This window comes from Cupriavidus sp. FW305-F7, from assembly GCF_058782875.1.
Map to the genome: position 1 here is coordinate 1 of NZ_JBYSYC010000074.1, position 23,694 is coordinate 23,694.

The following is a 23,694-nucleotide window of genomic DNA, read 5'->3' on the forward strand; positions in this document are numbered from 1 at the left end:
GACCGGAGCCACCTTACCCCCTCAGCGCCACACAGTCACCCATACCACTCGTCGGTCTGAGGCGGAGCCTCGTTAGTCAATAAGAAGTATGGTGGTAGTGGGGCAGGAAAGACGACGGCAAGGTCCTCCACGCGAATTCGCTTGTCACACAAATTGCGGAAGACCCGCGATTACTACAGTTCACGACTTCATGGGAGCGGTTCGGATTCAAGGCATAAGCCAAGGCTCAAGTCCGCGACGCCACACCTCGTACGCACGAACCTGTGCGGCATGCGACATTGTTAATCCGATGTCGTCAAGCCCGTCGAGCAGACGCTGTTTGCGGGCGTGGTCGATCGCAAAGGGTATCGACTCGCCAGAGTCGACCGTGATTGTTTGCTCTGCCAGGTTGATATGAAGTAGCATGCATGGCGTATGCGAGAGTTGTCCAAACAGCCGATCTACAATCTCGACATCCAACGTGATCGGCAGTAGCCCGTTCTTGAAGCAGTTTCCGAAAAAGATATCGGCGAAGCTGGGGGCAATTAGCGCGCGGATCCCGTAGTCGCGCAGCGCCCATACTGCATGCTCGCGGCTGGAGCCGCAACCGAAGTTCTCACGGGTAAGTATTATTTGAGCGCCCACATAGCAAGACTGGTTCAGCGGAAAGTCGGGGTTCTTAAGGCGCGAGCCCGGGTCCCGGCCCGGCTCGCCGCGGTCCAGGTAACGCCACTCATCAAACAGGTTGTCCGCGAAGCCGGTTCGGTGGATCGACTTCATGAATTGCTTTGGCAGTATGGCGTCGGTGTCTATGTTCGCCCGGTCCAGCGGTACGATGCGCGCCGCGAGCGTCTTGAAAGCTTCCATTAACCGGCCTCCTGAGTGATATCGAAAAAGTGCCCGTAAATTGCAGCCGACACCGCCATGGCGGGGCTGACCAGGTGGCTTCTCCCGCCGGTCCCCTGGCGACCCTCGAAGTTGCGATTCGACGTGGAGGCACAGCGCTCGCCGGGATTGAGGCGATCGGCGTTCATGCCCAGGCACATCGAGCAGCCTGGTTCGCGCCATTCGAAGCCCGCTGCGATAAAGAGCCGGTCCAGTCCTTCTCGTTCGGCTTGTGCTTTGACCAGTCCTGAGCCAGGCACAACCAGCGCCTGGCGAATCGCCGGTGAGATGCGTCGCCCGGCAATTTCCGCTGCGGCCATGCGCAGGTCCTCAATACGCGAGTTAGTGCATGAGCCGATGAAAACCTTGTCGAGCCGGATCTGGGAGATCGGTGTGCCTGCCTCCAGGCCCATGTACGCCAACGCACGCGTCATGCCGGCACGCTTGACGGGGTCTGGCTCCTGCGCGGGATCGGGTACGCGACCGCTTGCGGCTACCACCATGTCCGGCGAAGTGCCCCATGTGACCATCGGCTGCAGAGTGGTGGCGTCAATGTCGACGCGGCGGTCGAAATGCGCGCCGGCATCGCTCTTCAGGGTGCGCCAATAGGCGACAGCGGCATCCCAGTGCTCGCCGCGCGGGACGTAGGTGCGGCCACGCAAATACTCAATAGTTGTGTCGTCTACCGAGATCAAGGCTACGCGTGCGCCGGCCTCGATGGCCATGTTGCATAGGGTCATCCGGCCCTCCATCGAGAGGGCGCGCACGGTGCTGCCGGCAAACTCGATGGCACAGCCGTTGCCACCGCCGGCCCCGAGGCAAGCAATAACGGCCAGGATCAGATCCTTGGCGGTCACCTTTGGCGGCATCGCGCCTTCGATCCGAACGAGCATGCGCTGCATTGGCCTGATCGACAGGCACTGCGTGGCCAACACGTGCTCGACGTCGGTTGTGCCAACCCCGAAAGCAAGCGCGGCAAAGGCGCCGTGGGTGCTGGTGTGCGAGTCGCCGGCGACGACCGTCATGCCTGGCAGGGTGGCTCCTTGCTCGGGCCCGACCACGTGGATGATGCCCTGTTGCGGCGTGCCGATGCCGAACTCGGTGATGCCGAACTCTCGACAGTTGGTGTGAAGCTGCTGGACCTGCATCCTCGACAGCGGATCGGGGATCGCGCCAATGCTGGTGCGCTCGCTGGCGATGGTCGGGACATTGTGATCGGCTGTCGCGAGAACGGTTTCGGCGCGCCAAGGGCGGCGTCCAGCCAGGCGCAGGCCCTCGAAGGCCTGCGGGCTGGTCACCTCGTAGACCAGGTGACGGTCGATGTAAAGCAGGGATTCGCCTTCGGGGGACTGGTCAACCAGATGTCGTTGCCAGAGTTTGTCGAACAGGGTTAATGCGCCACTTTGACTCTGATTCATGGGGTCCGCTCGGATGGGTCGTTGCGGACATTGTGGCTAGGTGCTTGTCACGTGTCTGTCCCCTCGCAAGGGGGCGCTGGGCGTGCGGTGGCTACCTATCCCTGGCGGTTGCGCGCTCGTATTGGATCGCGCGGTATCGCCGTATCAGTGCGCGCTGACACGGCGCTGGGCGGCGGGCTGCTTGTAGTGACAGCCGCGCCAGGCACTCCACTGCGCCAGGTACCAGGTCAGCAATTCGCGCTCGCTACCGATGTGCATGCGCTGGTAGGCGCGCTTGCGATAGGTCTTGACGCTTTCTTCGCCGATGCCAAGATCCAGCGAGATGCCGACCGACGACATACCGTAGAGGATACGCGCGCATACCTCCACTTCGCGGCGCGGCAGGTTGCTCATGGATTGTAAGCAGTTCTCGATCTCGCTCAGCAATGTGAGCGCGGTCGCCACATTTGGTCGTTCCGCGGTCACGTCAGCGTGCTTAGCCAGAATTGCAACCAGCACTTCCGCCATCGTGGCAACACGCTCGATCGACTGGTCATCGAATTCAAGGTGCGGGTCGGAGCGCAGGATGCTGATGCTGTATGACGCGTCCTGCTTGCGGCCGCACATCAACAGGCGGTCACACACGGACGGGTAGAGGACTGGCCGGATGTCGGCGTACATCCGATGTGCCAGGTCCAGGTGAATGATGTTGCAGTGGTCATTCCGCGTCAGCGAAGCCTGGGCCTCTGCCATCGCAGGGTCCCGGCGCCAGAGGTCACCGACGTAACGGTCCACGAATGCGCCTGAAGGCCGGCTTGCGTCGATGCTGCCGAAGGTCAGCTGATGAATGCCGCCGTCTTCAATCCTGAATGCCGCAAAGTGATCGGCGCCGCAGACTTCATTGAGAAAGCCGATCACGGCGTCGCCAAACCCGTCGCGGCCGATGGCTTCGATCAGATTCGACAACATCTTGAACGGGGGCGGAGCGGTGGGACGATGCGCTTGGAGATTCAGCATTGTCATTCGAAAGCGCCGGTGGGAAGAACTTGTCAGCAAGAATTAGCTCATCGTACGGCGGTTTCAAACCTCAGCCTATGCAGGCTTACCCTAGCGCGCTCAGTCCTTAACCATATCGCTTGCGTACGTCCCTGATCATGTCGACCAGCGCGGCGTTGACATCACGCCCCTCGGCGCGTGCCTTCTCCTTGCAATCGAGCCACTGCTTGAGATCCGCATAGCCTTGCTCGGTGTGGCGATTCCATTTTGTGTCCAGGGGCGTCGTAATCTCGAGACGCAAGCCTGCCGGATCATGAAAGTAGATCGACAGGATGAGGCCTTTGTGATCCGTCGGACCGATGACATCCACGTCATTCTCCTTGAGCCACGCGTGCCATTTCAGTACTTCGGCGCGGTCTTTCGCCTGCAATGCAACGTGGTTGAATATGTCGTGGGCGGGATGCGTGGATTTGGCTGGCGCCGGTACGCCAGGCGCCTCGAAGAATGCGAGCGTCGAGCCATCGCCCATACGAAAGAAGATGTGGAAGTAAGGGATCTGGTCGCCGGTGGATGGCACGTGGTCGTCGAAGACCGTGCTTGCCAACTCCATGCCCATGATGCGCGTATAGAAGTCAACCGTGGCGGCCACGTCTGGCGTCACCCAGGCTGCGTGATTGAGCATCATCGGTGTGAGGCCGGGATTCATCCTGCCTTTGCTGCCGTCAGAGGGGCGCGACGGGCTCGGTACAGTGGCTTGCATGGTTGAACATCTCCAGATTTGATGGGGATTGTGAATCACCTCCCGCACGCTAGTTGCGGGACTGGTCAAGTGTCAGGGTCCCGGTATTCGACGTCTGTCCCCTGCGCGGGGTACGGGGCGCGCGCGACGCGAATCATCAAAAGTTTCTCGAAACGCACCTCCAGTGAGCCGGGCACCTGGCGCCTTCGGCATCGTCCCCCTATGAAGGGACTGACCGGGGCATTGCACTCGCCGACCATGGCTTCACTGGGAAGCAAGGCGGCCGTCCGGCAAGAGAAGGAACGGGGGTATACCCAGGCGGTGTGGCGGTCTGCCCGCTGGCAGCGAGCGTCATGCCTTGCTGCCAGCAGCGTTGTTCCCGGAAACAGCAACATAAATGGAGGCACATAATGCCCCGGCTGCTTCTCGCACTCATCACCGTCATCGGCTCGCTAGCCGTGACTCCGCTGACCTATGCGCAAGATGCGATCAAGCTGAAGATCGCCGACTATATGGCCAGCAGCCACTACCTCACCGAGAAGGCGCTAAAGCCGTGGATGCAGGAGATTACGGCGGCGACCAAGGGCAAGGTCACCTTCGAGCACTATCCTTCCCAACAGCTTGGCAAGGCCACCGATTCGATTCGCCTTGCCCAGACTGGGGTTGCCCAGATAGCCAGCATTACGCCTTCCATGGCCGGCGATAAGCTTGAACTCTCCGGAGTCGCCGAGCTGCCCGGCCTTTTCGAGAGCTCTTGCCAAGGCACGATGGCCTATATGAAGGCTGTCAGGACGGCTCCGCTCGCCAATGAATTCAAGGCCAATGGCATTCACCTGCTATATGCCGTCGTCTTCCGTGAGCTGCAGCTGTTCTCGCGCGGCCACCCGATCGACTCGCTAGCCGGCGTGAAGGGACAAAAGATCATGGTGCCGATGCGCCCGACGGAAGTGATGCTGAATACAGAGGGCGCCGTGGCGCAACGGCTGTCGAGCGGGGCGGAGGCCTATCAAGCGCTACAGCGCGGCACCGTCGATTCCATCATCATGAATCCCGAATCGATCTACATCTATGACATGGTATCGCTGACGAAATTCGCAACGGAAAACGGCAGGTTCGGGCAACTGCTGACGCTCTACGGCATCAACGAGAAGATTTGGAGCAGCCTCGACGCGGACACGCGGTCCGCAATCGATGCCGCATCTGAAAGGGCAGCCAGGCGAGGCTGCGAGGCTGTCGACGATGGCTTCGCCTCGGTGTTCAAGCGCTTCCGGCAGGACGGCGTAAAGGTCAAGGTGTTCGACGCCCGTGAACTACAAAACTTCAAGCGGGCCACTGACGAGACGGCGAAGCAGTGGGTAGAAGGCGTGAACCGGCACAACAAGAAGGGGGCCGATGCACTTGCGGTCATCCGCTCTTTCTTGGTTGGTGCGAAATGAACATGAGCACCATCCAGATGGTAGGGGAGCCAGCCGGCCAGCCGCCGACCGCGTTCGAGAGGTCGCTGCTTGCGGCCCATGCATGGCAGCAGCGTCTCGAGCAACTGCTTGAAATACTCGCCTTCATTGCCTTGCTGTTTGCAATGCTATTGACCAGTGCAGACGCATTGGGGCGTTACGCGTTTCACGCACCAGTTCGCTGGGCCACCGAAAGTTTGCAGCTGTATGTGTTGCCGGCGATCTTCTTCTTCGGACTCGGTGTCTCGATCGCCAGGCGCGGCCATGTGGCAGTCGAATTGTTGGTGAGCCGCGCGCCAGTGCGGCTGCGCCAGGTCTCGGGCTTGCTGGGCAGTTTGCTGGGCGTCCTGCTGTTCGGACTCATTCTTGCCGTTAGCGCTCAACAGTTGCAGGAAGTGGCTGCCAGCGGTGAAGTCAATCCGGGCGTATTCGACTGGCCGGTATGGCCGACCTTTGCGCTTTGCTGCGCCGGTTGCCTGGTAGCCACCCTCCGCCTGGCGCTGATGTCCGTCTTGCAGTTCGCGGCGATGTTTGGCTTTGCGCCGGCGCTGCTTCCACTGGTTGCCCCCGTTGCCCATGAGGTGTTTGAATGACTCCTGCGATGCTTGTTTTCCCGATGCTGGCCTTTATGGCCTTTGCCGTTCCCGTGGGGGTTGCAATGGGTGTGACCGGCATTGCCGGGCTGCTTCAGAGCGTTGGCTGGACCGCATTGAAGGGAGTGCTGTCGACCGCCCCGCTGAGCTCTGTCAGCACGTATGAGCTTCTCACCATCCCGATGTTCCTGCTCATGGCGGAGTTCATCCTGCTGAGCGGCGTGGCTGACGAGATCTTCGACGCCTTGCGGGCATGGGTAGGTCGGCTGCCTGCCGGTCTCGCCGTCGCGACCACGCTGGCGGGCGCCGCCTTCGGGGCGATCTGCGGCACGAGCACCGCGTCTGCGGCGACCCTTTCGTCGACCACGTTGCCCGCAATGATCCGGCAGGGCTACGAGCCTAAGCTGGCGGCAGGCGTGGTCTCCATTTCGGGCACCATCGCGATGCTGGTGCCGCCGTCGGTGGCCTTGATCCTGTTCGGCCTGATCGCAGAAGTCAGCATCGGCAAGCTCCTGATCGCTTGCCTTGTGCCAGCCTTGCTGGTAACGCTGACCATCATCGCCACCATTCTCATCCTGGTCTGGCAGGAGCCTTCGCGCGCGCCGCGCGGCGAACCGGTGCCCTTCTCGGTCAAGTTCCGCAAGCTCAGGGTCACCATTCCGGTGCTCTTTCTCTTCGGACTGGTCACCGGCAGCATCTACATGGGCATCGGCTCGGTTACGGAGGCTGCGGCGGTTGGTGCGCTGGGCGGCATGCTGTTGGTGGCGCAAAGACGCCGCCTGACAATCCCGGGGCTGCGCGCAGCGCTGTCTCGTTCGCTCGCCGGCACCTGCATGATCTTCATGATCATCATGGGGGCATCGCTGTTCACATATTTCTTCGCCGTGACGCAGGTGACGCAAGACCTGGTGAGCTGGACCGCTTCGCTGCCGGTCAACCGCTGGGTCATCATCGTGCTGCTACTGGTTGGATATATCATCCTGGGCTGCTTCATGGACCAGGTCGCCATCCTGGTGCTGACGGTTCCGGTGGTCATCCCGGTCATCAAGGCGCTGGGCTTCGATCCGATCTGGTTCGGCATCATCAAGGTAGTGACTGCCGAGGTGGGCATGATCACGCCCCCGTTGGGACTTAATTGCTTCATCGTCGCCAAGTACGCCAAGCGGCCGGTCGGGGAGGTCTTCAGTGGAACCTGGCCGCACTTTCTGGCGCACCTATTCATCATCGCGGTGTTGACGGCATTTCCGCAACTGACGTTGTGGCTGCCGCAACAAATGAAGTAGGCGCGGGCCGCGCGGCCGCCTGTTTTAATCTTTGGAGATCTGATGAAGATCACGAGCATTGTCTGCACGCCGTTCGCCGTGCCGCTTCGCAAGCCATTGCACTTTGCCCTGGCAACCATGACGCTATCAGAACATGTGCTGATTGAAGTGCATACCGATGCAGGGATCGTCGGTGTGGCGGAAGCGCCGTCCAGGCCATGGGCGGGGTTCTATGGCGAATCACTGGCTAGCATCACTTATGCGATCGAGCGCTGGTTTGCGCCGGCCCTGATCGGCATGGACCCTTTCTCGCTCGAGCGAGCCTGGTCGATCTTCTCGCTGGTCGAGCACAACAACGCCGCCAAGGCCGCGATCGATATCGCCTTGCACGACATAATCGGCCAGGCTGCCGGCGTTTCATGCCGGAGGCTGATGGGCGGCTGGGGGGAGTCGGTGCGCATGGTGTACATATGCGGAGCGGGCGGTCCGGCGCAGGTAGTCGAAGAAATGTGCGAGATTCGTGAACGGTATGGGATCGGTGCGTTCAAGCTCAAGGTCGGGGTCGATCTGGACCAGGATGAACGCACGCTGCTGCAAGTGCGCCGGGACCTGCCAGACGTTGAAGTGAATATCGACGGCAACCAGGCTCTGACCTTGCAGGGCGGATTGCGACTGATGAAGGTTGCTGCCGAATGCGGGGTTGTATGGATCGAGGAACCCTGCTCGGTTCACGACCGGGCAGGGCGAACCCGACTTGCTGCGGCGGCGCCTGTGCCGATTCTGGGAGACGAAAGCTGCCGCACGCCCGAGGAGGTGGCCAGGGAGCTGGCTGACGGTGCCATTCACATGGTCTCGATCAAGACGGCCAGGACCGGGTTCCATCAGTCAGGCCGGGTGCTCGCCATTGCGGCCGCGGCACGTGCCGGCTGTGTTGTCGCTTCACATGCTGATTCCGGCGTTGGGCTGACTGCGGGATGGCATTTTGCAGCCGCCCATCAGGCCACGCACCAGCATGCAACCGAGCTGAGCTTCCATTTGCACTACACCGACGATGTACTCGCCGAGCCGCTGTCCATCAGGGATGGACATATGGCGCTTCCTGAATCCCCGGGCCTGGGCATCGTGATCGACCGGGACAAGCTCGAGCACTACCGGGTCCGCTGAATCCGGCGCGCCTGCCGTAGTGGGTCCCCCTCGGAGGGGACACCACCGCGCCGGGCCGAAGCATATGGTAGCGGGAGGGCCTTCGCCCGTCCCGACCTGGACGACCAGACTTAATATGAAAAGGAGACTTCCCATGCTGCAAGTTAGGCCCCTTCACGAGCACTTTGGCGCAGAGGTTCTGAACTTCGACTTTTCCAGCGAGATCACAGGCGATCATGCCAAGGAGATTCTCGCCCTCAGCGACCAGTACTTCCTCCTTCTATTCCGCGGCCAGAAGCTCAGCGAGGCGCAGCAGGTGGCTTTCAGCCAGGCGCTCGGCCCCGTGGTTGCGCCAGTCGAGAGCGCTTTTGCGTCGGGGACCAACCCGCTGCTGCTTCACCTCGGCAATGTCGGCAAGAATGGCGAGATGCTTCCTGTGACGGACGCGGCAGTCAAGTACGGGGACGCTGCCGAACCGTGGCATACCGACGGCTCCTTCAAGAAGCTTCCCATCCACCTCACCATGCTGCACGGGCTTGAGATTCCGCCGGAACGCGGCGATACGGGCTATGCGTCGACCGTGGCCGCCTATGAGGCCCTGCCGGAGGATATGAAGGCGTTCCTCGCGGACAAAGAGATGACGCATCCGTATCCGAACCAGGCCGTGAAGGTAGAGAATTGGGTGGGGACGACAGTTGAACTCTCCGTCCATCCGCTGGTGCGCACACTGCCAGACGGCAGGAAGGCGCTGTACCTGCCAAATCCGCATTCGCAGGGGCGCATCGTTGGCATGCAAGCGGAAGAAAGCGATGCGTTGTTCAAGAAGTTGGTTGAGTTCGTGACCAGCGGCCCGTTCACCTACATTCACAAATGGCAATTGGGAGACACCCTGCTGTGGAACAACCGCGGCGTCGTCCACAGTGCCAGAGGGTGGGATCGGTCCAAATACCGGCGGCTCCTGCAGCGCAGCGAAATCTCCGAAACCCAGGCGCCGGCGTGATCCGCGGCTGATGCTGAATTCTCGAATACTGTATGAAGGAGGTTTTCCCCTTGTTGATCACGTTAGGCTTTTACAAGCGCAAGCCGGGATTGAGTGTCGAGGAATTCCGACGCATCTGGTCTGAGGAGTACGGTCCGCTCTATGGCAAGTATCCCGAGCTGACGCGATACCTTCGACGCTATGTCCAGCACCATCTTGCCCCGCAGACCGACTGGCCAACGGCGTTCATTGGTTTCGACGGATTTTCGGAGTCATGGTATGAGAGTGCGGAAGACCGCAAGGCCTTGCAGGCGAGTGAGGTCTATCGCGATATCCTGATGCCCAAGATGACGGAGTTCCTCGACTTGGAGCACTCCAACGTTGCGGCCTACGACGACCAGGTGTACCAGATCGGCGGCGCGCCGCCGCTGTTCCAGCGTTAAAGACTCGCGCGGCGGGACCCGTTGTCCGCACGTGTAACGGGGACTCCCGCCCGCGTCCTGACCGATGCGGGCTTGTGTGCCCGCCAGCAGCCCGGACGCAGTCGGAGAGGCAGCAGGGCCGGGTAGTGGAATGCATAGTGATGACATCGAAAAGTGTGCAGGCACCGGCGCGAGAAGTCGATGTCGTGGTGGTTGGATCTGGCGCCGCCGGGCTCACCGCTGCGATCGTTGCCGCAGAGGCCGGGTTAGAGGTGGTGGTATTGGAGAAGGCGCCGTTCGTCGGTGGGACTACAGCCTGGTCGGGCGGCGTCGCGTGGGTTCCGTGCAATCATCTGATGGCGCAAGCCGGCAAGTCGGACAGCACTTCGCAAGCCAAGACGTATATCGAGGCGATCGTCGGGCAGTACATGAACCATGAGATGGTAGACGCGTTTCTGGCGAACTGCCGCGACGCGTTCCAGTACTTGGAGGCCAAGACCAGCGCTGTCCGACTGATGTCCTATCCCGGGGTGGATTACTACCCGGAGTTGCCGGGTGCAACGTCCCATCGGGGACTGATGGTGCAGCCGATCGACGGCCGGGAACTTGGGGAGTATCTCGAAGCCCTGCAGTTGCCCTTGCGCCAACTAGTGGTCTTCCGGAGCATGCAAGTAGATGTCTCCGACGTCTATCACTTGCAGCATATGTTCAGCAACTGGAGATCGTTCGCGCATAGCGCACGATTGCTTGGCCGGTATGCGAAAGACCGGCTTGCCGGCCGGCGCGGCACGCGGCTGATTCGGGGCAATGCACTCGCCGCACGCCTGTACAAAGCAGCGCTAGACTTGGGAATCGCGGTGCTGCGCGAGGCCCCCGTGCTCGAGCTATGCCGTTCAGAAAATCGTATCGACGGCGTCATCTACTCGCAGCAGGGCACGCTGATGCGGCTGGGCGCGCGGCGTGGAGTAGTCCTAGCCAGCGGCGGTGTTTCGGCCGACGAGAGTTTTCGCATGATGCTGATGCCCTTTGCCGCGGAGCACGTCTCGATGCTGCCCGACGGCAACAGTGGCGATGGGGTACGCATGGCAATGGCCGAAGGCGGGCGGCTCGGCGCATTGAAACCGAGCAACGGATGCCTGACACCGGTATCGCTGCGGCGGAACCGCGACGGCAGTGTTACCAAATATCCGCATCTTGCTTTCGATCGTTGCAAGCCAGGTTCAGTGATGGTGGACGCCCAGGGCCGCCGGTTCACCAACGAGGCGAGCTGCTACCACGATGTGGTGAAAGCCATGCATGCCGCCGAGGTCGTGCCTGCCTGGCTGATCGGTGATGCGCCGTTTTTGCGCCGCTACGGGATGGGCCTGGCGCGACCCTCTCCTTATCCTGTCCGGCCGATGGTGGATGCAGGCTATCTGGTCGAGGCGCCCACGCTGGAAGCACTGGCGCAGAAAATCGGAATCGACCCGCAGGGCCTGGCTTCAACCGTCGCTCGCCTGAACGAGGCGGCGCGAACCGGCCAGGACGCTGAGTTCGACCGCGGAGGCAACAGCTATAACCGCGGGCTCGGCGACCCGGAACATGGCCCGAACCCCTGTATCGGCGAGATCCGGACTGGGCCGTTCTATGGAGTCAGGCTGGTTCCCGGCGATGTCGGTACGTTCGTTGGACTGTCGGTGAACGCGTCGGCCCAGGTGCTGGACCTCGAAAGGCAGCCGATACCCGGGCTTTACGCCTGTGGTCTGGATATGGATTCGGTCTTTAGCGGCTTCTATCCGGGTGCAGGGTCGATGCACGGGCCCAACATCACCTTTGCCTACGTGGCCGCCCGTCATTTGAGTTCGGCGAGCACCGGAGAGACAGCGGTTGAATCGCTGCGCGACATGGCCTGCCCTGCGACGTAAGGGGAATGGGCAAGACAAAAGCAGCGCGCCCGCGGGCGCGCTGCTTTTTTTACCTGCAGGCAGGCGTCACCGTCAAGACAGCATTGCACGCAACTCGCGCTTCAGCACCTTGCCATAGCTGTTCTTGGGCAGCGCCTCCAGAAAGACATAGCGCTTGGGTCGCTTGAAGCGGGCGATTCGGTTGAGGCAAAGAGCGTCCAACGATTCGCCGCAGAGCACAGCGCCGGGTACCGGAACGACGAAGGCGATGACGATCTCACCCCATTCCTGGTCCTGCTGCCCGACGACACAGACCTCAACAACCTGGGGATGCGCTAGCAGTACTTCTTCCACTTCACGGGGATAGATGTTGGAACCGCCGCTGATGACTACGTCCTTGGAGCGGTCGTGCAGGGTCAGGTAGCCGCGCTCATCGAGCGACCCGATGTCACCTGTGCGGAGCCAGCCATCACGCAGCGTCTCCGCACTCCCGGCGGCATTGTTCCAGTAACCCGACATCACCACGTCGCTGCGGCAAATGATCTCGCCGATCTCTCCCGGCGCCAGGTGCCGGCCATCGCGGTCGATGATCGCGATCTCCACTCCTGTGCGGGCCCGGCCGACGGAGCCAAGGCTCGCGTCATCGAGCTGTGCATGATCTTCCCGCGGCAGCCAGGTGATCGTCATAGGCGTCTCGCCTTGGCCGTAGATCTGCACGAATACCTGCCCGAAAACCGCCAGCGATTTCTTTAACTCCGCGATGTACATGGGGCCGCCGCCATACACGATGGAGCGCAGATTTGTAGGGCGCCGTGCCGAGGACTCGGCTTCGAGCCGTAGTCGCTGGACCATCGTCGGCGCCAGGAACGCGCCACAGCCCGGGTGATGGTCACACAGTTCGAGGAACTCGGCGGGCTCGAATGCCTGCGACGCCGGGATGACCTGGCGCGCGCCGCGCGACACGTAGGCCGGAATATAGAGTCCCGAACCGTGAGACATCGGGGCCGCATGAATCTGGCTTGCACGTTCGTCAAAGTGCTCGACATCGGCCAGGTGGGCGACCGTCATGGCCATCAGGTTGCGGTGGGACAACATTGCGCCCTTGGCGCGGCCGGTGGTGCCGCTCGTGAAGAACAGCCAGGCCAGGTCCTCCGGATGCGCGGTAGCGGGCGTTGCGGGTGTGCCTGAAAGCAGCGCAGCGTACTGTGGGCTGCCGATCACAACCACATCGGGCGAAGGGGAATCCGTCCCTTGCATCGCGTCTTGCAGGCCTTGGGCGATGCCTGGCGATGCAAAGACGATGGCAGCGTCTGCATCGTCGATGATCTGCACCATTTCCTGCGGGTGCAGCTTTGCGTTCAAGGGAACGACGACGGCCTGGGCGGCCCAGATGCCGAACAGGAGTTCCGGGTACTCGGGACAGTTCTCGCTGGCGATCGCGATCCGGCTGCCGCCATGACCGCATGTACCGAGGGCGCCGGCCAGTCGCAAGGCGCGGTCGCGCAGTTCGCCGTAGGTGTGGACCTGGCGAGTTCCGAGATAGACGGCGCCTCGTCCGACATGGCGGGCCGCCGTCTGGTCAAGCAGGGTGAACAGATTCATTGTGGATACCTGAAGTTGTGCGCTCAGTCTTCCAGTACGCTGCGCGTGCTAAGCCAGTCGCGGATGGTTGTCGTGGCCTCGGCGAGCAGCTCTGGCTGACCGGCATAGTAGTGGGTGGCGCCCTGGATGACATGCATGGTCTTGTCGCCCGAATTGGCGGCGTCGAAAAGCATGCCGGCATGCGGCTGGGGCACAGCGTCGTCCGCACTGTTCTCGATGATCAGCATCGGTGCGGCGATGCGCGTGACACAGGTCAGGCCGTTGGCGCGGGAGTCATCGATCGACCATTGCGAGAGCCATGAGCGCAGCGTGCTGAAGCGGGCCAGCCCCACCGGTCCGGTGTTCACCGTTTCCGGATCGCCCAGGTAGCACCAACGTGGCTTGCGGTCGTTGGGATCCAACGCTGGATCCAGGAAGCGGGGATCGGCCAGGGTGCGATGCACCACGAACGCGCGTTCGATTTCCCCCGTGTTGCGCCGCTTGAGTTCGGCAAGCGTGTCCTTAACCCAGCCGGTGATACGCCTCACGCGGGCGAGCTGCGCGGCGCGGTAGCTGGCGATGAAGTCAGCCGCGTAAGGCGGCTGGATGGGATTGCAGCGATCGTAGAGATCCAGCTCGCGATTGCGGGCATCCGCGTTGAGTTCATTGCTGACCGACGGATCGATGCAGTCGAGCAGCAGGTGTGCGCGAGACAGGTGAGCCGCCTGAAAGATCACTGCGTCGGCCGGAACCAGGCCCGCCCTGGTCAGGTCGACTGGATCACCGGCCGGTGTTGCCGTGATGGTCGGCGCTTCTGCCTCGGCCTGGTAGAACATCGCCAGCGAGCCGCCGCCGCTCCAGCCCATCAGCACGATCTTCTCATAGCCCCATTCCTGTTTTGCATGCCGGATATAGGCGCCCAGGTCGAGTACCACCTTTTCCATGATGAGCGCCGAGTCGTTCTTTGCATAACGGCTGGCTGCGCACAGGACGTGCGCGCCAGACTGCGCCATGGCGCGGGGCACGGGAAGCAGTTGCAGCGTCGAGGTCGGATGCATGAAGATCAGCAGCGTCTTCGATGGCCGGTCCACGGGGCGCATCAGGATACCCTCGAGGTTGACGAAGCCCTGGTTGCCGGAGAAGCCGTAGGTCTCGGTAAAGCTGGCGGCTTCTTCGTATTTGATGTGCACCCATTTGGCCTGCACGGTCAGATGATTCATGGCGCTAATTTCCCCTGTCTTCTCGGAATGGCGGTAGCAAGCTTCGGGCGTTCACCCTACGCTCGAAATGAACTCGAGGTAGCCGCTGTGTGCGCCCGCCTCAGTCCCCTTCGCGAGGGACAGCTGGGACGGGTCCCGTGCAAGGGGGACTGACCGTTCCCGCACCCGGTGGCCTACTGCAGCATGACTATCATTAACGACAAATGCGGGCACAAAATTCGGCCGAGCGCGATTTGCTGAAGCGGATACTGCACGCCATTCGCTGCCTGGTCCGCGTCGCTTTCCGCAAGGGTGCTCGGCCCGATTTGGCCCGCCTGAGCCAATTGCTGGAGCAAGCCGCTGACCTGAGGGAAGGTGGGCGCTACGCCAATGAAAGGCGGCTCCTGATGCCGCTGCTGCGCGAACGCTGCCCGCCACTCGGACCTGTGCTCGAGCGCCTTGCAGCGGAGCAGGAACGCGGCAATGCATTGCTGGCAGATGTTCAGCAGATCCTGACACATTCGGAGTCCGCGATGGCTGCTTCGACCGCCTCTTCCTTGGCGGCACTCGTCAGCAGCTACCTCGAAGTGATCCTGGGTCAGTTGGAAGTCGAGGAGAACTACATTCTTCCCGTCGCCGCCGACTGCTTGACGCCAGTCGACTGGGCGCTGCTAAACGCACTGGACTCACCGGATCGTGATCACGTGATGCATCCGGATCAGTCGAGGTCCGCCTCATCCTTGCAGTAGGCACTCGCATTTCTGTCCCCCGCCAAGGGCGGCGTACACGATTCTGTCGACTCTCTACGCTCGCATGGACCTTCAAAAGGTCTGAAAGATGGCCAGAAAGATCTCGTAGTAGTGCCACAGCGCCCGACAGGGCGTGTCGGGACTACGAAGCGAGCTACTGCGAGCTCAGGCAAGCACTTCACATATCAATGAATGACAGATGGGGAGGAGACAGATGAGGATGAACGTGCGGACTATCGTGCTGGCAACGCTGGCCGTATTCAGCGGAAGCGTGGCGGCGCAGTCGAGTGTCACGGTGTACGGTGTTATCGATGCGCCGATGGAGTACATCAATCACGTGGCAGCAGGGGCCCCTTCGATCAACCAGACCACGGGTGTTGTCACGCAACAGCCTGGCGGCAGCCGACTCGGACTACAAACTAGCGGCGGCTTGTCCGGGTCTCGCTGGGGGCTGCGCGGGATGGAGGACCTTGGCGGCGGTCTGCAGGCGCTCTTTGTGCTCGAAAGCGGTTTTGGCGTTGACGATGGGAAGTCCCAGCAGGCCGGGCGTCTGTTCGGCCGTCAGGGCTATCTGGGTCTGCGGCATGGAACCTATGGGACTCTGACTTTCGGGCGCCAGTACACGTCCATGTTCGACATCTTTTCAAACTTTGGTGCAATGAATTGGGCGCCGCTATTTGAACCGATGGTGGCGCAGATCGGCGCGAACTTCCGGGAGGACAACACGATTAAGTACACCGGTGCATTCGGCGGTCTCACTGCCGTGGCACATTGGAGTCTTGGCACGGGCGTCGGCGCCTTCGCTGGGCAACCATTGGCGTCGTCTGGCGCCGGAGAGGTTCCGGGACACTTCCGCGACAACACGGCGTACGGGGCGGCTCTGACTTATGCAAGCGGTCCGTACGGCATGGCTGTCGGGTACGACCAGTGGAATCCGGCGGTGACCACCGGCAACACGTCTGCGCTCAAGAAGGCGAGCGTCTCGGCAAGCTACACCGTTGGGCCCGCGAGATTTGTCGCCGGCTACCGATGGGGCAAAGACACCGACGCTTCGGGCAATGTTCGGCTGCGCGACGACTACTACTGGATTGGCGCGAGTTACCAAGCCACGGCTGCTCTCGCGCTAAGTCTTGGGTACTTCTACGATGATCTGAAAACACTTCGAGTGAGTACTGCTGCGCCAGCAGTCAATCCTGCGAATCCTTGGCAGGTAAGCCTGCTCGCGGACTACAACCTTTCAAAGCGTACCGATATCTACCTGACGATGGCCTATGTCAAGAACTCTGGCCTGAATTTCGATACCTCTGCCATTGGGTTCGCTAACGGGTATTTCCTTTCGCAGGGAAGTAGCAACCAGTATGGCGCCGCTATTGGTATTCGTCACAAATTCTGAGAGCCCGTTTGAAAAATCGCCGCAGATGTGCTCTAACGTTCGGATGAGGAAAAAAGAACATCGAGAACGGCAGGCAAGACGAAGCGATATCCGAGCGACCTGACAGAATGTGCGTCAATCTCGAGCACGCCCTGCGTGTGCTGGACGGACTGGGGCTGACGATGCTGGTCGTTCCCAAGGCACATGCGGCCAAGATCGGCGAGGCTGTGGCCAGGGAACAGCATGCCTGGCGGGAAGAGTAGGGCCGCACTCAGGATGGGCGTCATGCTCGAATACGGTCCGCGATCGATCAGGAAATGCCATTTGCTTGGCGTGCGGACGCGCCTTCCGCTTTGCTGTGTCACCCTTCAGCCTGGTGACGACGTCTTCGACGGTTTGGATCGCGCCGGTGGCGCACGCCTCGCTTGCAGTTGCTGCGCACGTTTGGCATCCTCCGGTCGGACGTGCCCGGCCTCCAGGCCGGCCCGATCCCTAAGAACACAATTGCCGGATCAATCATCAGCCCGGGCGATTGGGGGGGGTGGGGTTGGTCCAGCCATTCTCGAACACCATCTCGTCCAGGGATTGCCGTCCGGCCCAGCCTTCCTGTTCCAGCATCGGCTTCTCATAGAAGGTGTCGACCTGGCCGAGGCACAGCACAGCCACTGGCCGGGCACCGGGCGGCAGCCGCAGCAGCCGGCCAAGCTGTTCAGGGTCGAACAAGGAAACCCAGCCCACGCCGATTCCTTCGGCGCGCGCCGCAAGCCAGAGGTTCTGGATGGCGCAGGCCACCGAAGCGAGGTCCATGTCCGGCATGGTGCGCCGACCGAAGATATGCCGCTCACGTCCATCCATCAGCGTTGCCACCAGGACTTCCCCACAGTCCAGGATGCCCTCCACCTTGAGTCGCATGAACTCGTCCTGGCGTTCGCCCAGGGCGAGCGCGGTGCGCTGGCGTTCGGCATCGACCAGCGCGTGGACCTGCATTCTCAGGCTCCTATCAGTGAGGCGGATGAAGCGCCAGGGTTGCATGAAGCCGACGCTGGGGGCGAGATGCGCAGCGTGCAACAAGCGTTCGAGCAATGCAGGATCGAGCGGGTCCGGCCGAAAGTGGCGCATGTCGCGACGCTCCCGGATGACGCGATAGACGGCGGCAATTTCACTGTCGCTGTAGCGAGATGGGTTCATGGCTTGAATAGTCTGGCGGTAGCGCTGGGGCTGGAGGGAAAGTCGCCATGCAGGTAGCTTGCCACGATGGTGCCGGGACCATAGATGGCTTTGCCCTGTGCGGTTTGGCGATGCTGGCGCATCCTAGGTCTTGCTGGTCCAACCGATGCGGTGCCGCTCCTGGGTGGCCTCATGCCGCGCATCCTCTTCGCTGTGCAGGTACGCGCTGGTGGTGGCGATCGAGGCATGGCCAAAGTTGTCGCGCACAAAACGCAGGTCGACCTGCTGGTCGGTCATGTGCGAGCCAGCGGTGTGGCGCAGCCAGTGGGCCGAGGCGCTGGCCAGCACTGCGGCCTGCGCCTCCCATTCGGGCCCGCGCGCCCGCAGGCGCTCGGCCGCCAGGCCGAACACCTCTTTCAGGATCAGGTGCAGCGCGCCGCGTGACAGGGCCTTGTCGCGACCCGTCTCGCGGCCGATGACCGGCAGCACCAGCGGGCGCGTCTCGCCGAGTTGCGGCGTGGGCGGCAGTCCGATGGCGCGACGGTAGCGCGCCAGTTCGGCGATGAGCTCGTCGGTGGCCGGCACCAGCCGGGTCTTGTTGCCCTTGCCGACCACCTCCAGCCACCAGCGCTCGACCCCCTGGACATCGCGCCGGCAGAAGAAGGCGCCCATGGTGGTGGCCGTCAGTTCGGAGGCGCGCAAGCCGCCCAGATAGAGCACGCTCAGCACCCAGCGGCAGCGGGCGGCGTGCAGCATTTCTCGACCCGTCTCGGCCGGCATTGCTGCGACGGCGTCCTTGACCGTCTCCCAAAGGTCGTGGCTCAGATAACGGGTGATGCGCGCTTGGGCGGGGGCGCGCCGGCGGCGGGCGAGGGCGAGCGGGTTGCCGGCCAGGTAGCCCGCCTCGGTCAGCCAGGCGAACAGCGCATTCAGGATCACCAGCGCGTGGCGCACGCTGGCGGGCGACAGCGGCCCGGCAAACGGGCGCCAGTCCGGGTGGTGGCGGCCGAGCTTCTTGCTGCCGGCAAACCCAGCGTGAAGCAGGTTGAGGGTCGGTGAGGAAGCGCTCGTACGCGAGCAGGTCTTCATGGGTCAGCGACGACAGCGGCTTACCCTGCTGCAGGACCGCCCACAGGATCACTCGCTCCACCTCGCGCCGGTAGGCGGTGAGCGTCGCGGCGCTGTCGGCATAGCGCGCCAGCCAGGCGGTGACGGCGGCCAGGTCGTCGGCCGCGGCAATGCGGGTGGCCGTGGCCGGGGCGCGGTTGCTGCCGGCGGCGCCGGACAGTACCGAGGGCAGGCACAGCTGCTCCAGCGGCGTGGGCAGGGCGGCGACGAGGCCGGGCGTAGGTGGGGAGGGCGGATGGGCGGGGGATTCCAAGGTCGGGCCGTTAGTTTGCACAATTTTGTATCCGATACGTGGCCGTGAAAGCGACGCAGCCCGGGCGTGCGAGAACAAATTTACTTCACGAAATTCTGCACCATTTTGTTCCTCCGGCGAACACTCGAAGCAATTTTGTATCTTCGCCAACGTTTGTTCCATGCTCGTCGTGCGATTTCTCCCGAAGGTGCCCTATGGTTTACAACCATCGCCTCTTGGGCGATCAGCCCATTTTGGAGCGTCGCATGGAAGAGGGCATTGACGACAATTCCTTTTACTCTCGCCGGATGATAGACGGGCGAACCGTCGACACTTCCTACTGGGCTAGCCCCGACGAGGGAGCACTTACTGGTGACCGACGCGTCCTGTACCTTGCGAGAAAGCAGGCGGTTTCCCTGTAACTTTCCGGTGCCTCGGCCGAGAGCATCAGGCGGCTGACGTCGCTTGGCACAAGACAGGCCTATCGTCTCATCCGGGAGCGCTGCCTTGAGACGCATCCCGACGGGCGTCCTTATGGCTGGCGCGGACTTGTACCATGGCTCCGAGTCAAGCCATACCGTCGCAGCAGGAAGGTCCATGTCGACCAGTTCGGCCGCGGCGCTGCAGGCGCGATGCAGGCGCTGCTGGATTGCCAGCCGGCGCTTCGTCAGGCATTTGAGGCGCGTATCCTTGCGAGCGCCTCAGCCAAGCGGCTAGTCGAAACTAAACAGTCGAGAAGGCGCCATTGCGCGTGGTTTCTGGACCAATTACGTAGCTTCGGGTACGAAGCGCGAAACGAATGGCCGTTCAACACATCGAGCCTTGGCCACTATTCGATCTGCCGGTATATCGACAAGGTGCTGTCGGCCAACCCAAGGGCGCTGGCCGTGGCGAGTGGCGGGCCGAATTTGGCTTTGAAGCTGAGGTCCGGTGACGGAACCGGGCGGCCGGTGCTGAGGTTCATGCAACGCGTCGAGATGGACGCGCACAAGAGAACGGCAAGGGCGTCAATCTTGAGCACGCTCTGCGTGTCATGGACGGACTGGGTTTGACGATGCTGGTCGTTCCCGAGGCGCATGCGCCTTGGCTCGAACAGGCAGCGGCCATGCGGCCCAGACGTAGAGCGAAGCAATTGTGCCACCGGCTCGCCATCGATAACTGCGGCCAATAGGCAATTGCGGTGGCACTTTTGCTTTCACTTGGATCGAAGGCAAAAGTGCCATTTCGCACACAGCGCGCCTGAAATTTGCCACTTCTCAACCTAGACTTCGAGACCTGTCCATAAGGTCTTGATCTGATGGAAAATTCTCCGCAGTTCACGGGGCCGGTCGCGCTTGCCCGACCGCCTGGGGCACACCGGTTGGAAGCCTTCAGCCCGAAGCTGGGACGGCGGTTGACGTTCTACCGGCGCGCCTTGCTTGACCTGTGGTTGCTGTTCGAGGCGGATCCCAGCGTGATCGCATTTTGTGAGCGCCCTGGCTACGTACACCTTGGTGGAAACGCTCGGCTTGCCGATTTCTGGGCTCAATACGTCGACCGACAAGAGCTGGTTCTTCTCGCAGACGCCGGTATGGACGAGAGGGCAGCGCCGGGTAAGCAGGAACTGGACGAGGCAGCATTCTCAATCCGCAGCATGGCGTCGGCCGACCTCGCGGCCGCGCGCGTGTGGATTGGCAACTGGCAGCGCATGCTGCCGTGCATCGTGGCCAATCGAGGCCTCGTCCCATGGTCACTGTCCCGATCGGTCGAGCGCCTCCTGGAAAAACCCCAGCAGCTCGAGACAATCCAGCGCAAATGTTCGAACGTGGAGCCGGTCTTGTTGCGGGCAGCACTGTTTGGCCTGGTGCATGCCGGTCGCGTCGCAGCGCCTGACCTGCGTACTCATCCACTGTCCTTGCACACGTCGTTCGCTGTAGTCGACACGAACTCATGAACCGCCGCAAACCGGAGTTGCAAGCTCTCGACCTGGCGTCATGGCCGGAGGTCGCCTATACAGAGCTCGATTCAGTGCAGCGGCACGCGTTTGAGAGACGTAGAGAGGCGATCGTGCGCTATGCCGGAGGTGAATCGCTCAGGCAGATTGAGCAATCCACGGGGGTGAGCCGGCGCGATCTGTATCGATGGCTTGAACGAGCCATGGTTCCTCACTCGGATGGCCGGCCATATGGCTTTCGTGCCCTGGGTCGCTATACGCGGATCGCAGAGTATGCTCGAGTCAGCACAGTAAGAATTGGTGGAGAGCGCGGCAATTCCGGCGGGGCCGGTGCACTCTCGCAACTCTTCGAGCGCTATCCGTCGCTTAGCACCTGGTTGCGCTTGCAGATCAAGCAGCGTCGGGTTCTGCTCGTGCAGATCAATACCGACGGGCGGCTGCGCACACGTCTGCGCGGACTGCAAGCTCTCCATGATGAATTCCTGCGGCAGTGTCGGCTGGTGGGCCTGAAGCTAACGGACTACCCGTTCAATACGGCAGGGCGTGCGATTCGCTCACTGTCGGAGCTTCTGAAGGCGGAAATGTTGCGCAGCTTCGGCCTGGCGGCACGTTCGGCTGGTGCTTCACACCTGAAGGGGCTGCCACACCGAGAGGGCGGCGACGGCAGTCCAGCGGCGACGCATCCTTATCAGATCGTCGAGTTCGACGGTCACCGACTCGATCTTCGGCTGAAGCTTATCGTCCGCGATCCGCTTGGCTTTGAGCATGAGTTCGAGATTGAGCGGGTATGGTTGTTGGTGATCATTGACGTCTGCACGCGGGCCGTGCTGGGCTATCACCTCGTGCTGGCGCGAGAATTCGGCCGTTACGACGTGATCAAGACCATCGAGAAGGCATTGGAGCCCCATCATGCCCGCGCCTTCTCCATCGATGGGCTCGGCTACGAGGCGCAGGGAGGCCTTCCTTCACAGAGGTGGCCAGAGCTCTCGTATGTCACGTGGGAATGGATGAAGCTCGACAACGCCAAGGCGAACCTGGCTAACGAAACGCTGAGGGCACTGTGTGAATTCATCGGTTGTCTCGTCGATGCCGGTCCCAGGTACTGTCCGGATGAGCGCCCGTACATTGAACGCTTCTTCGGCACGATGGCGCAGCGACTGTCTTCGCGCCTACCCGGCTACACGGGTTCGCACCCACGCGATTTGCGCCGCGCGCTCGCCGATCCGAAGGGCAATCTTCGGCTCTATGTGTCGCTCGACGAACTGGAGGAACTGGTTGAATATGCGATCACGACGTACAACGGTACACCGCATACCGGCTTGAACAGCGTGACCCCGCTCGAAGCAATGGAATACTTGCTCAATACTCAACAGACGGTGCTGACGCGGCTTGCTGAGCATCATCGTCGCACGCTGTGCTTGATGCAGTCGTCCCGCCGTTGTCGTGTGCGTGCCTATCTTGATCAAGGCGTACGTCCGCACATTAACCTGTATGGCGTGCGCTACACGAGCGGTGTGCTGGCAAGAAGCACGCGGCTGGTCGGCAAGCAACTACTCGTCTACCTGAATGCTGACGATCTGCGATGCGTGCGAGCCTTTCTCACGGATGGCACGGAACTCGGCATCCTGGATGCACAAGGCGCCTGGGGTGTGGTGCCGCACAACCTGAAGCTGCGCCAGGAGGTGAGAAAGCTGCGGGATCGGCGTCGAAGCCAACCGGGCGACTCGAACCCGATCGAAACTTATGTGCAGGCCAAGCTCGCGCAGGCAAAGACGAGTCGGAAGGCCGCGACGGAATACGCGCGGACCGTGCGGCTGCTTGCCAGTGCACCGACAACGCGTACGCCAGCCGAGGCCACGCCTACCACGCGGAGCGCCGCCTCCTCTGTGGTGTCCGCACCGGCCACGGCAGCGGCGGACGGTGTCCCGATCGCGCCTAGAACGCCGGCGCAGCCGCGCAAACTCACGATCGGCACTGGCCAAGTCTTCTAACACCATTTTTCACATTGCGAGGTATGCCATGGCACCTCAGATGTCGCGTCCGATCGATCCGTCACTTCACCCGCTGGTGACCGGCAACTATCGTATCGCCACGCCTGCGATCGAAGCCTTTTATGAACTGGTTGCTCGATGTCTACGCTACCGGGTCATGGGAGCACTGACCTATGGCCCGTCCCGCATCGGCAAGACACGCGCCATCGAGTACGTGCGATTACTGCTGGCGCGCAATTATCCGAAGATGACGAGCTACCACGCGCAATGCGAACACAAACCGCGGCATGCCGAAGGCCCGTTCTTTGCGAACTTGCTCGAGGCTGTTGGAGATCCGGACCCGAACGCAGGTTCCAATCCGGCCAAGCGGATGCGTCTGGCCCTGCGGATTCGCGAGGCGGCGGCTCGAGCGGGGAGCGGCACGGTGCTGCTCTTCTGTGACGAGGCACAGCGCTATAACGACAACGAGTATGAGTGGCTGCGTGACGTCCACGATTCTCTCGATCGGCAGCAGATCAAGCTGTTTACCTTTCTGGCTCTTTTGAAAAATGAGTGGGTTATGCGGCATGCGGGTTGATCGCGGAGAAGTCGAGCTTTCCGGCGATCAGGA

General features: G+C 61.9%; 20 protein-coding genes and 2 pseudogenes. 14 read left to right on the forward strand and 8 right to left on the reverse strand.

Annotation, left to right across the window (positions count from 1 at the left end; all coding sequences use genetic code 11):
• Window positions 1-207 precede the first annotated feature (207 nt).
• The 4 genes from leuD to AC3WL8_RS37535 form a co-directional block, all read right to left on the reverse strand.
• The gene (gene leuD / locus AC3WL8_RS37520) at window positions 208-846 is read right to left on the reverse strand and encodes a 3-isopropylmalate dehydratase small subunit (protein ID WP_492380007.1); all 639 of its coding nucleotides are present in this window, start codon (window positions 844-846) and stop codon (window positions 208-210) included.
• Window positions 846-2,282, reverse strand: a complete 1,437-nt coding sequence (gene leuC / locus AC3WL8_RS37525; protein WP_492380008.1) for a 3-isopropylmalate dehydratase large subunit — start codon at window positions 2,280-2,282, stop codon at window positions 846-848. The genes leuD and leuC overlap by 1 nt, the downstream gene beginning before the upstream one ends.
• Before the next feature lie 144 nt (window positions 2,283-2,426).
• A complete protein-coding gene (locus AC3WL8_RS37530) occupies window positions 2,427-3,284 on the reverse strand; it encodes a helix-turn-helix transcriptional regulator (RefSeq protein ID WP_492380009.1) in 858 nt (285 codons plus the stop codon).
• Between the two features lie 100 nt (window positions 3,285-3,384).
• On the reverse strand, window positions 3,385-4,017 hold the full coding sequence (locus tag AC3WL8_RS37535) for a VOC family protein (protein WP_492380010.1): 633 nt from the start codon (window positions 4,015-4,017) through the stop codon (window positions 3,385-3,387).
• A gap of 389 nt (window positions 4,018-4,406) precedes the next feature.
• On the opposite strand from AC3WL8_RS37535, the gene dctP reads away from it, so the two are divergent.
• The 7 genes from dctP (at window position 4,407) to AC3WL8_RS37570 (ending at window position 11,753) form a co-directional block, all read left to right on the forward strand.
• A complete protein-coding gene (gene dctP / locus AC3WL8_RS37540; RefSeq protein ID WP_492380011.1) occupies window positions 4,407-5,432 on the forward strand; it encodes a TRAP transporter substrate-binding protein DctP in 1,026 nt (341 codons plus the stop codon).
• Window positions 5,433-5,434: 2 nt separating this feature from the next.
• A complete protein-coding gene (locus tag AC3WL8_RS37545; RefSeq protein WP_492380012.1) occupies window positions 5,435-6,043 on the forward strand; it encodes a TRAP transporter small permease subunit in 609 nt (202 codons plus the stop codon).
• The gene (locus AC3WL8_RS37550; protein ID WP_492380013.1) at window positions 6,040-7,326 is read left to right on the forward strand and encodes a TRAP transporter large permease; all 1,287 of its coding nucleotides are present in this window, start codon (window positions 6,040-6,042) and stop codon (window positions 7,324-7,326) included. The genes AC3WL8_RS37545 and AC3WL8_RS37550 overlap by 4 nt, the downstream gene beginning before the upstream one ends.
• 42 nt (window positions 7,327-7,368) lie before the next feature.
• Window positions 7,369-8,469 carry a mandelate racemase/muconate lactonizing enzyme family protein gene (locus AC3WL8_RS37555; RefSeq protein WP_492380014.1) on the forward strand — a complete coding sequence of 367 codons (1,101 nt, stop codon included), beginning with the start codon at window positions 7,369-7,371 and terminating at the stop codon, window positions 8,467-8,469.
• A gap of 133 nt (window positions 8,470-8,602) precedes the next feature.
• Window positions 8,603-9,448, forward strand: coding sequence for a TauD/TfdA dioxygenase family protein (locus AC3WL8_RS37560; RefSeq protein ID WP_492380015.1), 846 nt, complete (start codon window positions 8,603-8,605; stop codon window positions 9,446-9,448).
• 32 nt (window positions 9,449-9,480) lie between these two features.
• A complete protein-coding gene (locus tag AC3WL8_RS37565; RefSeq protein ID WP_492380016.1) occupies window positions 9,481-9,870 on the forward strand; it encodes an EthD domain-containing protein in 390 nt (129 codons plus the stop codon).
• Window positions 9,871-10,010: 140 nt separating this feature from the next.
• The gene (locus AC3WL8_RS37570) at window positions 10,011-11,753 is read left to right on the forward strand and encodes an FAD-dependent oxidoreductase (RefSeq protein ID WP_492380017.1); all 1,743 of its coding nucleotides are present in this window, start codon (window positions 10,011-10,013) and stop codon (window positions 11,751-11,753) included.
• A gap of 72 nt (window positions 11,754-11,825) precedes the next feature.
• On the opposite strand, the gene AC3WL8_RS37575 is transcribed toward AC3WL8_RS37570, so the two are convergent.
• Together AC3WL8_RS37575 and AC3WL8_RS37580 are read right to left on the reverse strand one after the other, a co-directional pair.
• Entirely contained in the window at window positions 11,826-13,334 is a 1,509-nt protein-coding gene (locus AC3WL8_RS37575) for an AMP-binding protein (RefSeq protein ID WP_492380018.1), read from the reverse strand.
• 23 nt (window positions 13,335-13,357) lie between these two features.
• On the reverse strand, window positions 13,358-14,533 hold the full coding sequence (locus tag AC3WL8_RS37580; RefSeq protein WP_492380019.1) for an alpha/beta hydrolase family protein: 1,176 nt from the start codon (window positions 14,531-14,533) through the stop codon (window positions 13,358-13,360).
• 203 nt (window positions 14,534-14,736) lie between these two features.
• Here AC3WL8_RS37580 and AC3WL8_RS37585 point away from each other — a divergent pair, with 203 nt between their 5' ends.
• The 3 genes from AC3WL8_RS37585 to AC3WL8_RS37595 all read left to right on the forward strand — a co-directional run bounded on the left by AC3WL8_RS37585 (window position 14,737) and on the right by AC3WL8_RS37595 (window position 16,896).
• Window positions 14,737-15,261, forward strand: coding sequence for a hypothetical protein (locus AC3WL8_RS37585; RefSeq protein ID WP_492380020.1), 525 nt, complete (start codon window positions 14,737-14,739; stop codon window positions 15,259-15,261).
• Between the two features lie 220 nt (window positions 15,262-15,481).
• Window positions 15,482-16,654 carry a porin gene (locus tag AC3WL8_RS37590; RefSeq protein WP_492380021.1) on the forward strand — a complete coding sequence of 391 codons (1,173 nt, stop codon included), beginning with the start codon at window positions 15,482-15,484 and terminating at the stop codon, window positions 16,652-16,654.
• 107 nt (window positions 16,655-16,761) lie between these two features.
• Window positions 16,762-16,896: a hypothetical protein gene (locus tag AC3WL8_RS37595; RefSeq protein WP_492380022.1), complete on the forward strand. Its 135-nt coding sequence runs from the start codon at window positions 16,762-16,764 to the stop codon at window positions 16,894-16,896.
• A gap of 256 nt (window positions 16,897-17,152) precedes the next feature.
• Here AC3WL8_RS37595 and bluB read toward each other — a convergent pair whose 3' ends face one another.
• Entirely contained in the window at window positions 17,153-17,821 is a 669-nt protein-coding gene (gene bluB, locus AC3WL8_RS37600; RefSeq protein WP_492380023.1) for a 5,6-dimethylbenzimidazole synthase, read from the reverse strand.
• A 123-nt stretch (window positions 17,822-17,944) separates the two neighbouring features.
• Window positions 17,945-19,343 (reverse strand): annotated as a pseudogene (locus AC3WL8_RS37605) (tyrosine-type recombinase/integrase).
• A gap of 449 nt (window positions 19,344-19,792) precedes the next feature.
• Between AC3WL8_RS37605 and AC3WL8_RS37610 the strand changes: the two are divergent.
• The 4 genes and pseudogenes from AC3WL8_RS37610 to AC3WL8_RS37625 all read left to right on the forward strand — a co-directional run.
• Window positions 19,793-20,212: a hypothetical protein gene (locus AC3WL8_RS37610; RefSeq protein WP_492380024.1), complete on the forward strand. Its 420-nt coding sequence runs from the start codon at window positions 19,793-19,795 to the stop codon at window positions 20,210-20,212.
• 245 nt (window positions 20,213-20,457) lie between these two features.
• Window positions 20,458-21,093 carry a hypothetical protein gene (locus AC3WL8_RS37615; protein ID WP_492380025.1) on the forward strand — a complete coding sequence of 212 codons (636 nt, stop codon included), beginning with the start codon at window positions 20,458-20,460 and terminating at the stop codon, window positions 21,091-21,093.
• Window positions 21,090-23,084: a TnsB C-terminal domain-containing protein gene (locus AC3WL8_RS37620; protein ID WP_492380026.1), complete on the forward strand. Its 1,995-nt coding sequence runs from the start codon at window positions 21,090-21,092 to the stop codon at window positions 23,082-23,084. Before AC3WL8_RS37615 ends, AC3WL8_RS37620 begins: the two co-directional genes overlap by 4 nt.
• A 28-nt stretch (window positions 23,085-23,112) precedes the next feature.
• Window positions 23,113-23,658: pseudogene (locus AC3WL8_RS37625) on the forward strand (AAA family ATPase); the annotation flags it as partial.
• Between the last annotated feature and the right edge of the window lie 36 nt (window positions 23,659-23,694).

Coding starts and splice junctions, on each gene's coding strand:
- dctP (WP_492380011.1), top strand. CDS start 4,407: ATGCCCCGGCTGCTTCTCGCACTCATCACCGTCATCGGCTCGCTAGCC.
- AC3WL8_RS37620 (WP_492380026.1), top strand. CDS start 21,090: ATGAACCGCCGCAAACCGGAGTTGCAAGCTCTCGACCTGGCGTCATGG.
- AC3WL8_RS37610 (WP_492380024.1), top strand. CDS start 19,793: ATGCAGGCGCTGCTGGATTGCCAGCCGGCGCTTCGTCAGGCATTTGAG.
- AC3WL8_RS37570 (WP_492380017.1), top strand. CDS start 10,011: ATGACATCGAAAAGTGTGCAGGCACCGGCGCGAGAAGTCGATGTCGTG.
- leuD (WP_492380007.1), bottom strand. CDS start 846: ATGGAAGCTTTCAAGACGCTCGCGGCGCGCATCGTACCGCTGGACCGG.
- bluB (WP_492380023.1), bottom strand. CDS start 17,821: ATGAACCCATCTCGCTACAGCGACAGTGAAATTGCCGCCGTCTATCGC.
- AC3WL8_RS37530 (WP_492380009.1), bottom strand. CDS start 3,284: ATGACAATGCTGAATCTCCAAGCGCATCGTCCCACCGCTCCGCCCCCG.
- AC3WL8_RS37535 (WP_492380010.1), bottom strand. CDS start 4,017: ATGCAAGCCACTGTACCGAGCCCGTCGCGCCCCTCTGACGGCAGCAAA.
- AC3WL8_RS37565 (WP_492380016.1), top strand. CDS start 9,481: ATGAAGGAGGTTTTCCCCTTGTTGATCACGTTAGGCTTTTACAAGCGC.
- AC3WL8_RS37575 (WP_492380018.1), bottom strand. CDS start 13,334: ATGAATCTGTTCACCCTGCTTGACCAGACGGCGGCCCGCCATGTCGGA.
- AC3WL8_RS37560 (WP_492380015.1), top strand. CDS start 8,603: ATGCTGCAAGTTAGGCCCCTTCACGAGCACTTTGGCGCAGAGGTTCTG.
- AC3WL8_RS37590 (WP_492380021.1), top strand. CDS start 15,482: ATGAACGTGCGGACTATCGTGCTGGCAACGCTGGCCGTATTCAGCGGA.
- AC3WL8_RS37555 (WP_492380014.1), top strand. CDS start 7,369: ATGAAGATCACGAGCATTGTCTGCACGCCGTTCGCCGTGCCGCTTCGC.
- leuC (WP_492380008.1), bottom strand. CDS start 2,282: ATGAATCAGAGTCAAAGTGGCGCATTAACCCTGTTCGACAAACTCTGG.
- AC3WL8_RS37595 (WP_492380022.1), top strand. CDS start 16,762: ATGTGCGTCAATCTCGAGCACGCCCTGCGTGTGCTGGACGGACTGGGG.
- AC3WL8_RS37615 (WP_492380025.1), top strand. CDS start 20,458: ATGGAAAATTCTCCGCAGTTCACGGGGCCGGTCGCGCTTGCCCGACCG.
- AC3WL8_RS37580 (WP_492380019.1), bottom strand. CDS start 14,533: ATGAATCATCTGACCGTGCAGGCCAAATGGGTGCACATCAAATACGAA.
- AC3WL8_RS37550 (WP_492380013.1), top strand. CDS start 6,040: ATGACTCCTGCGATGCTTGTTTTCCCGATGCTGGCCTTTATGGCCTTT.
- AC3WL8_RS37545 (WP_492380012.1), top strand. CDS start 5,435: ATGAGCACCATCCAGATGGTAGGGGAGCCAGCCGGCCAGCCGCCGACC.
- AC3WL8_RS37585 (WP_492380020.1), top strand. CDS start 14,737: ATGCGGGCACAAAATTCGGCCGAGCGCGATTTGCTGAAGCGGATACTG.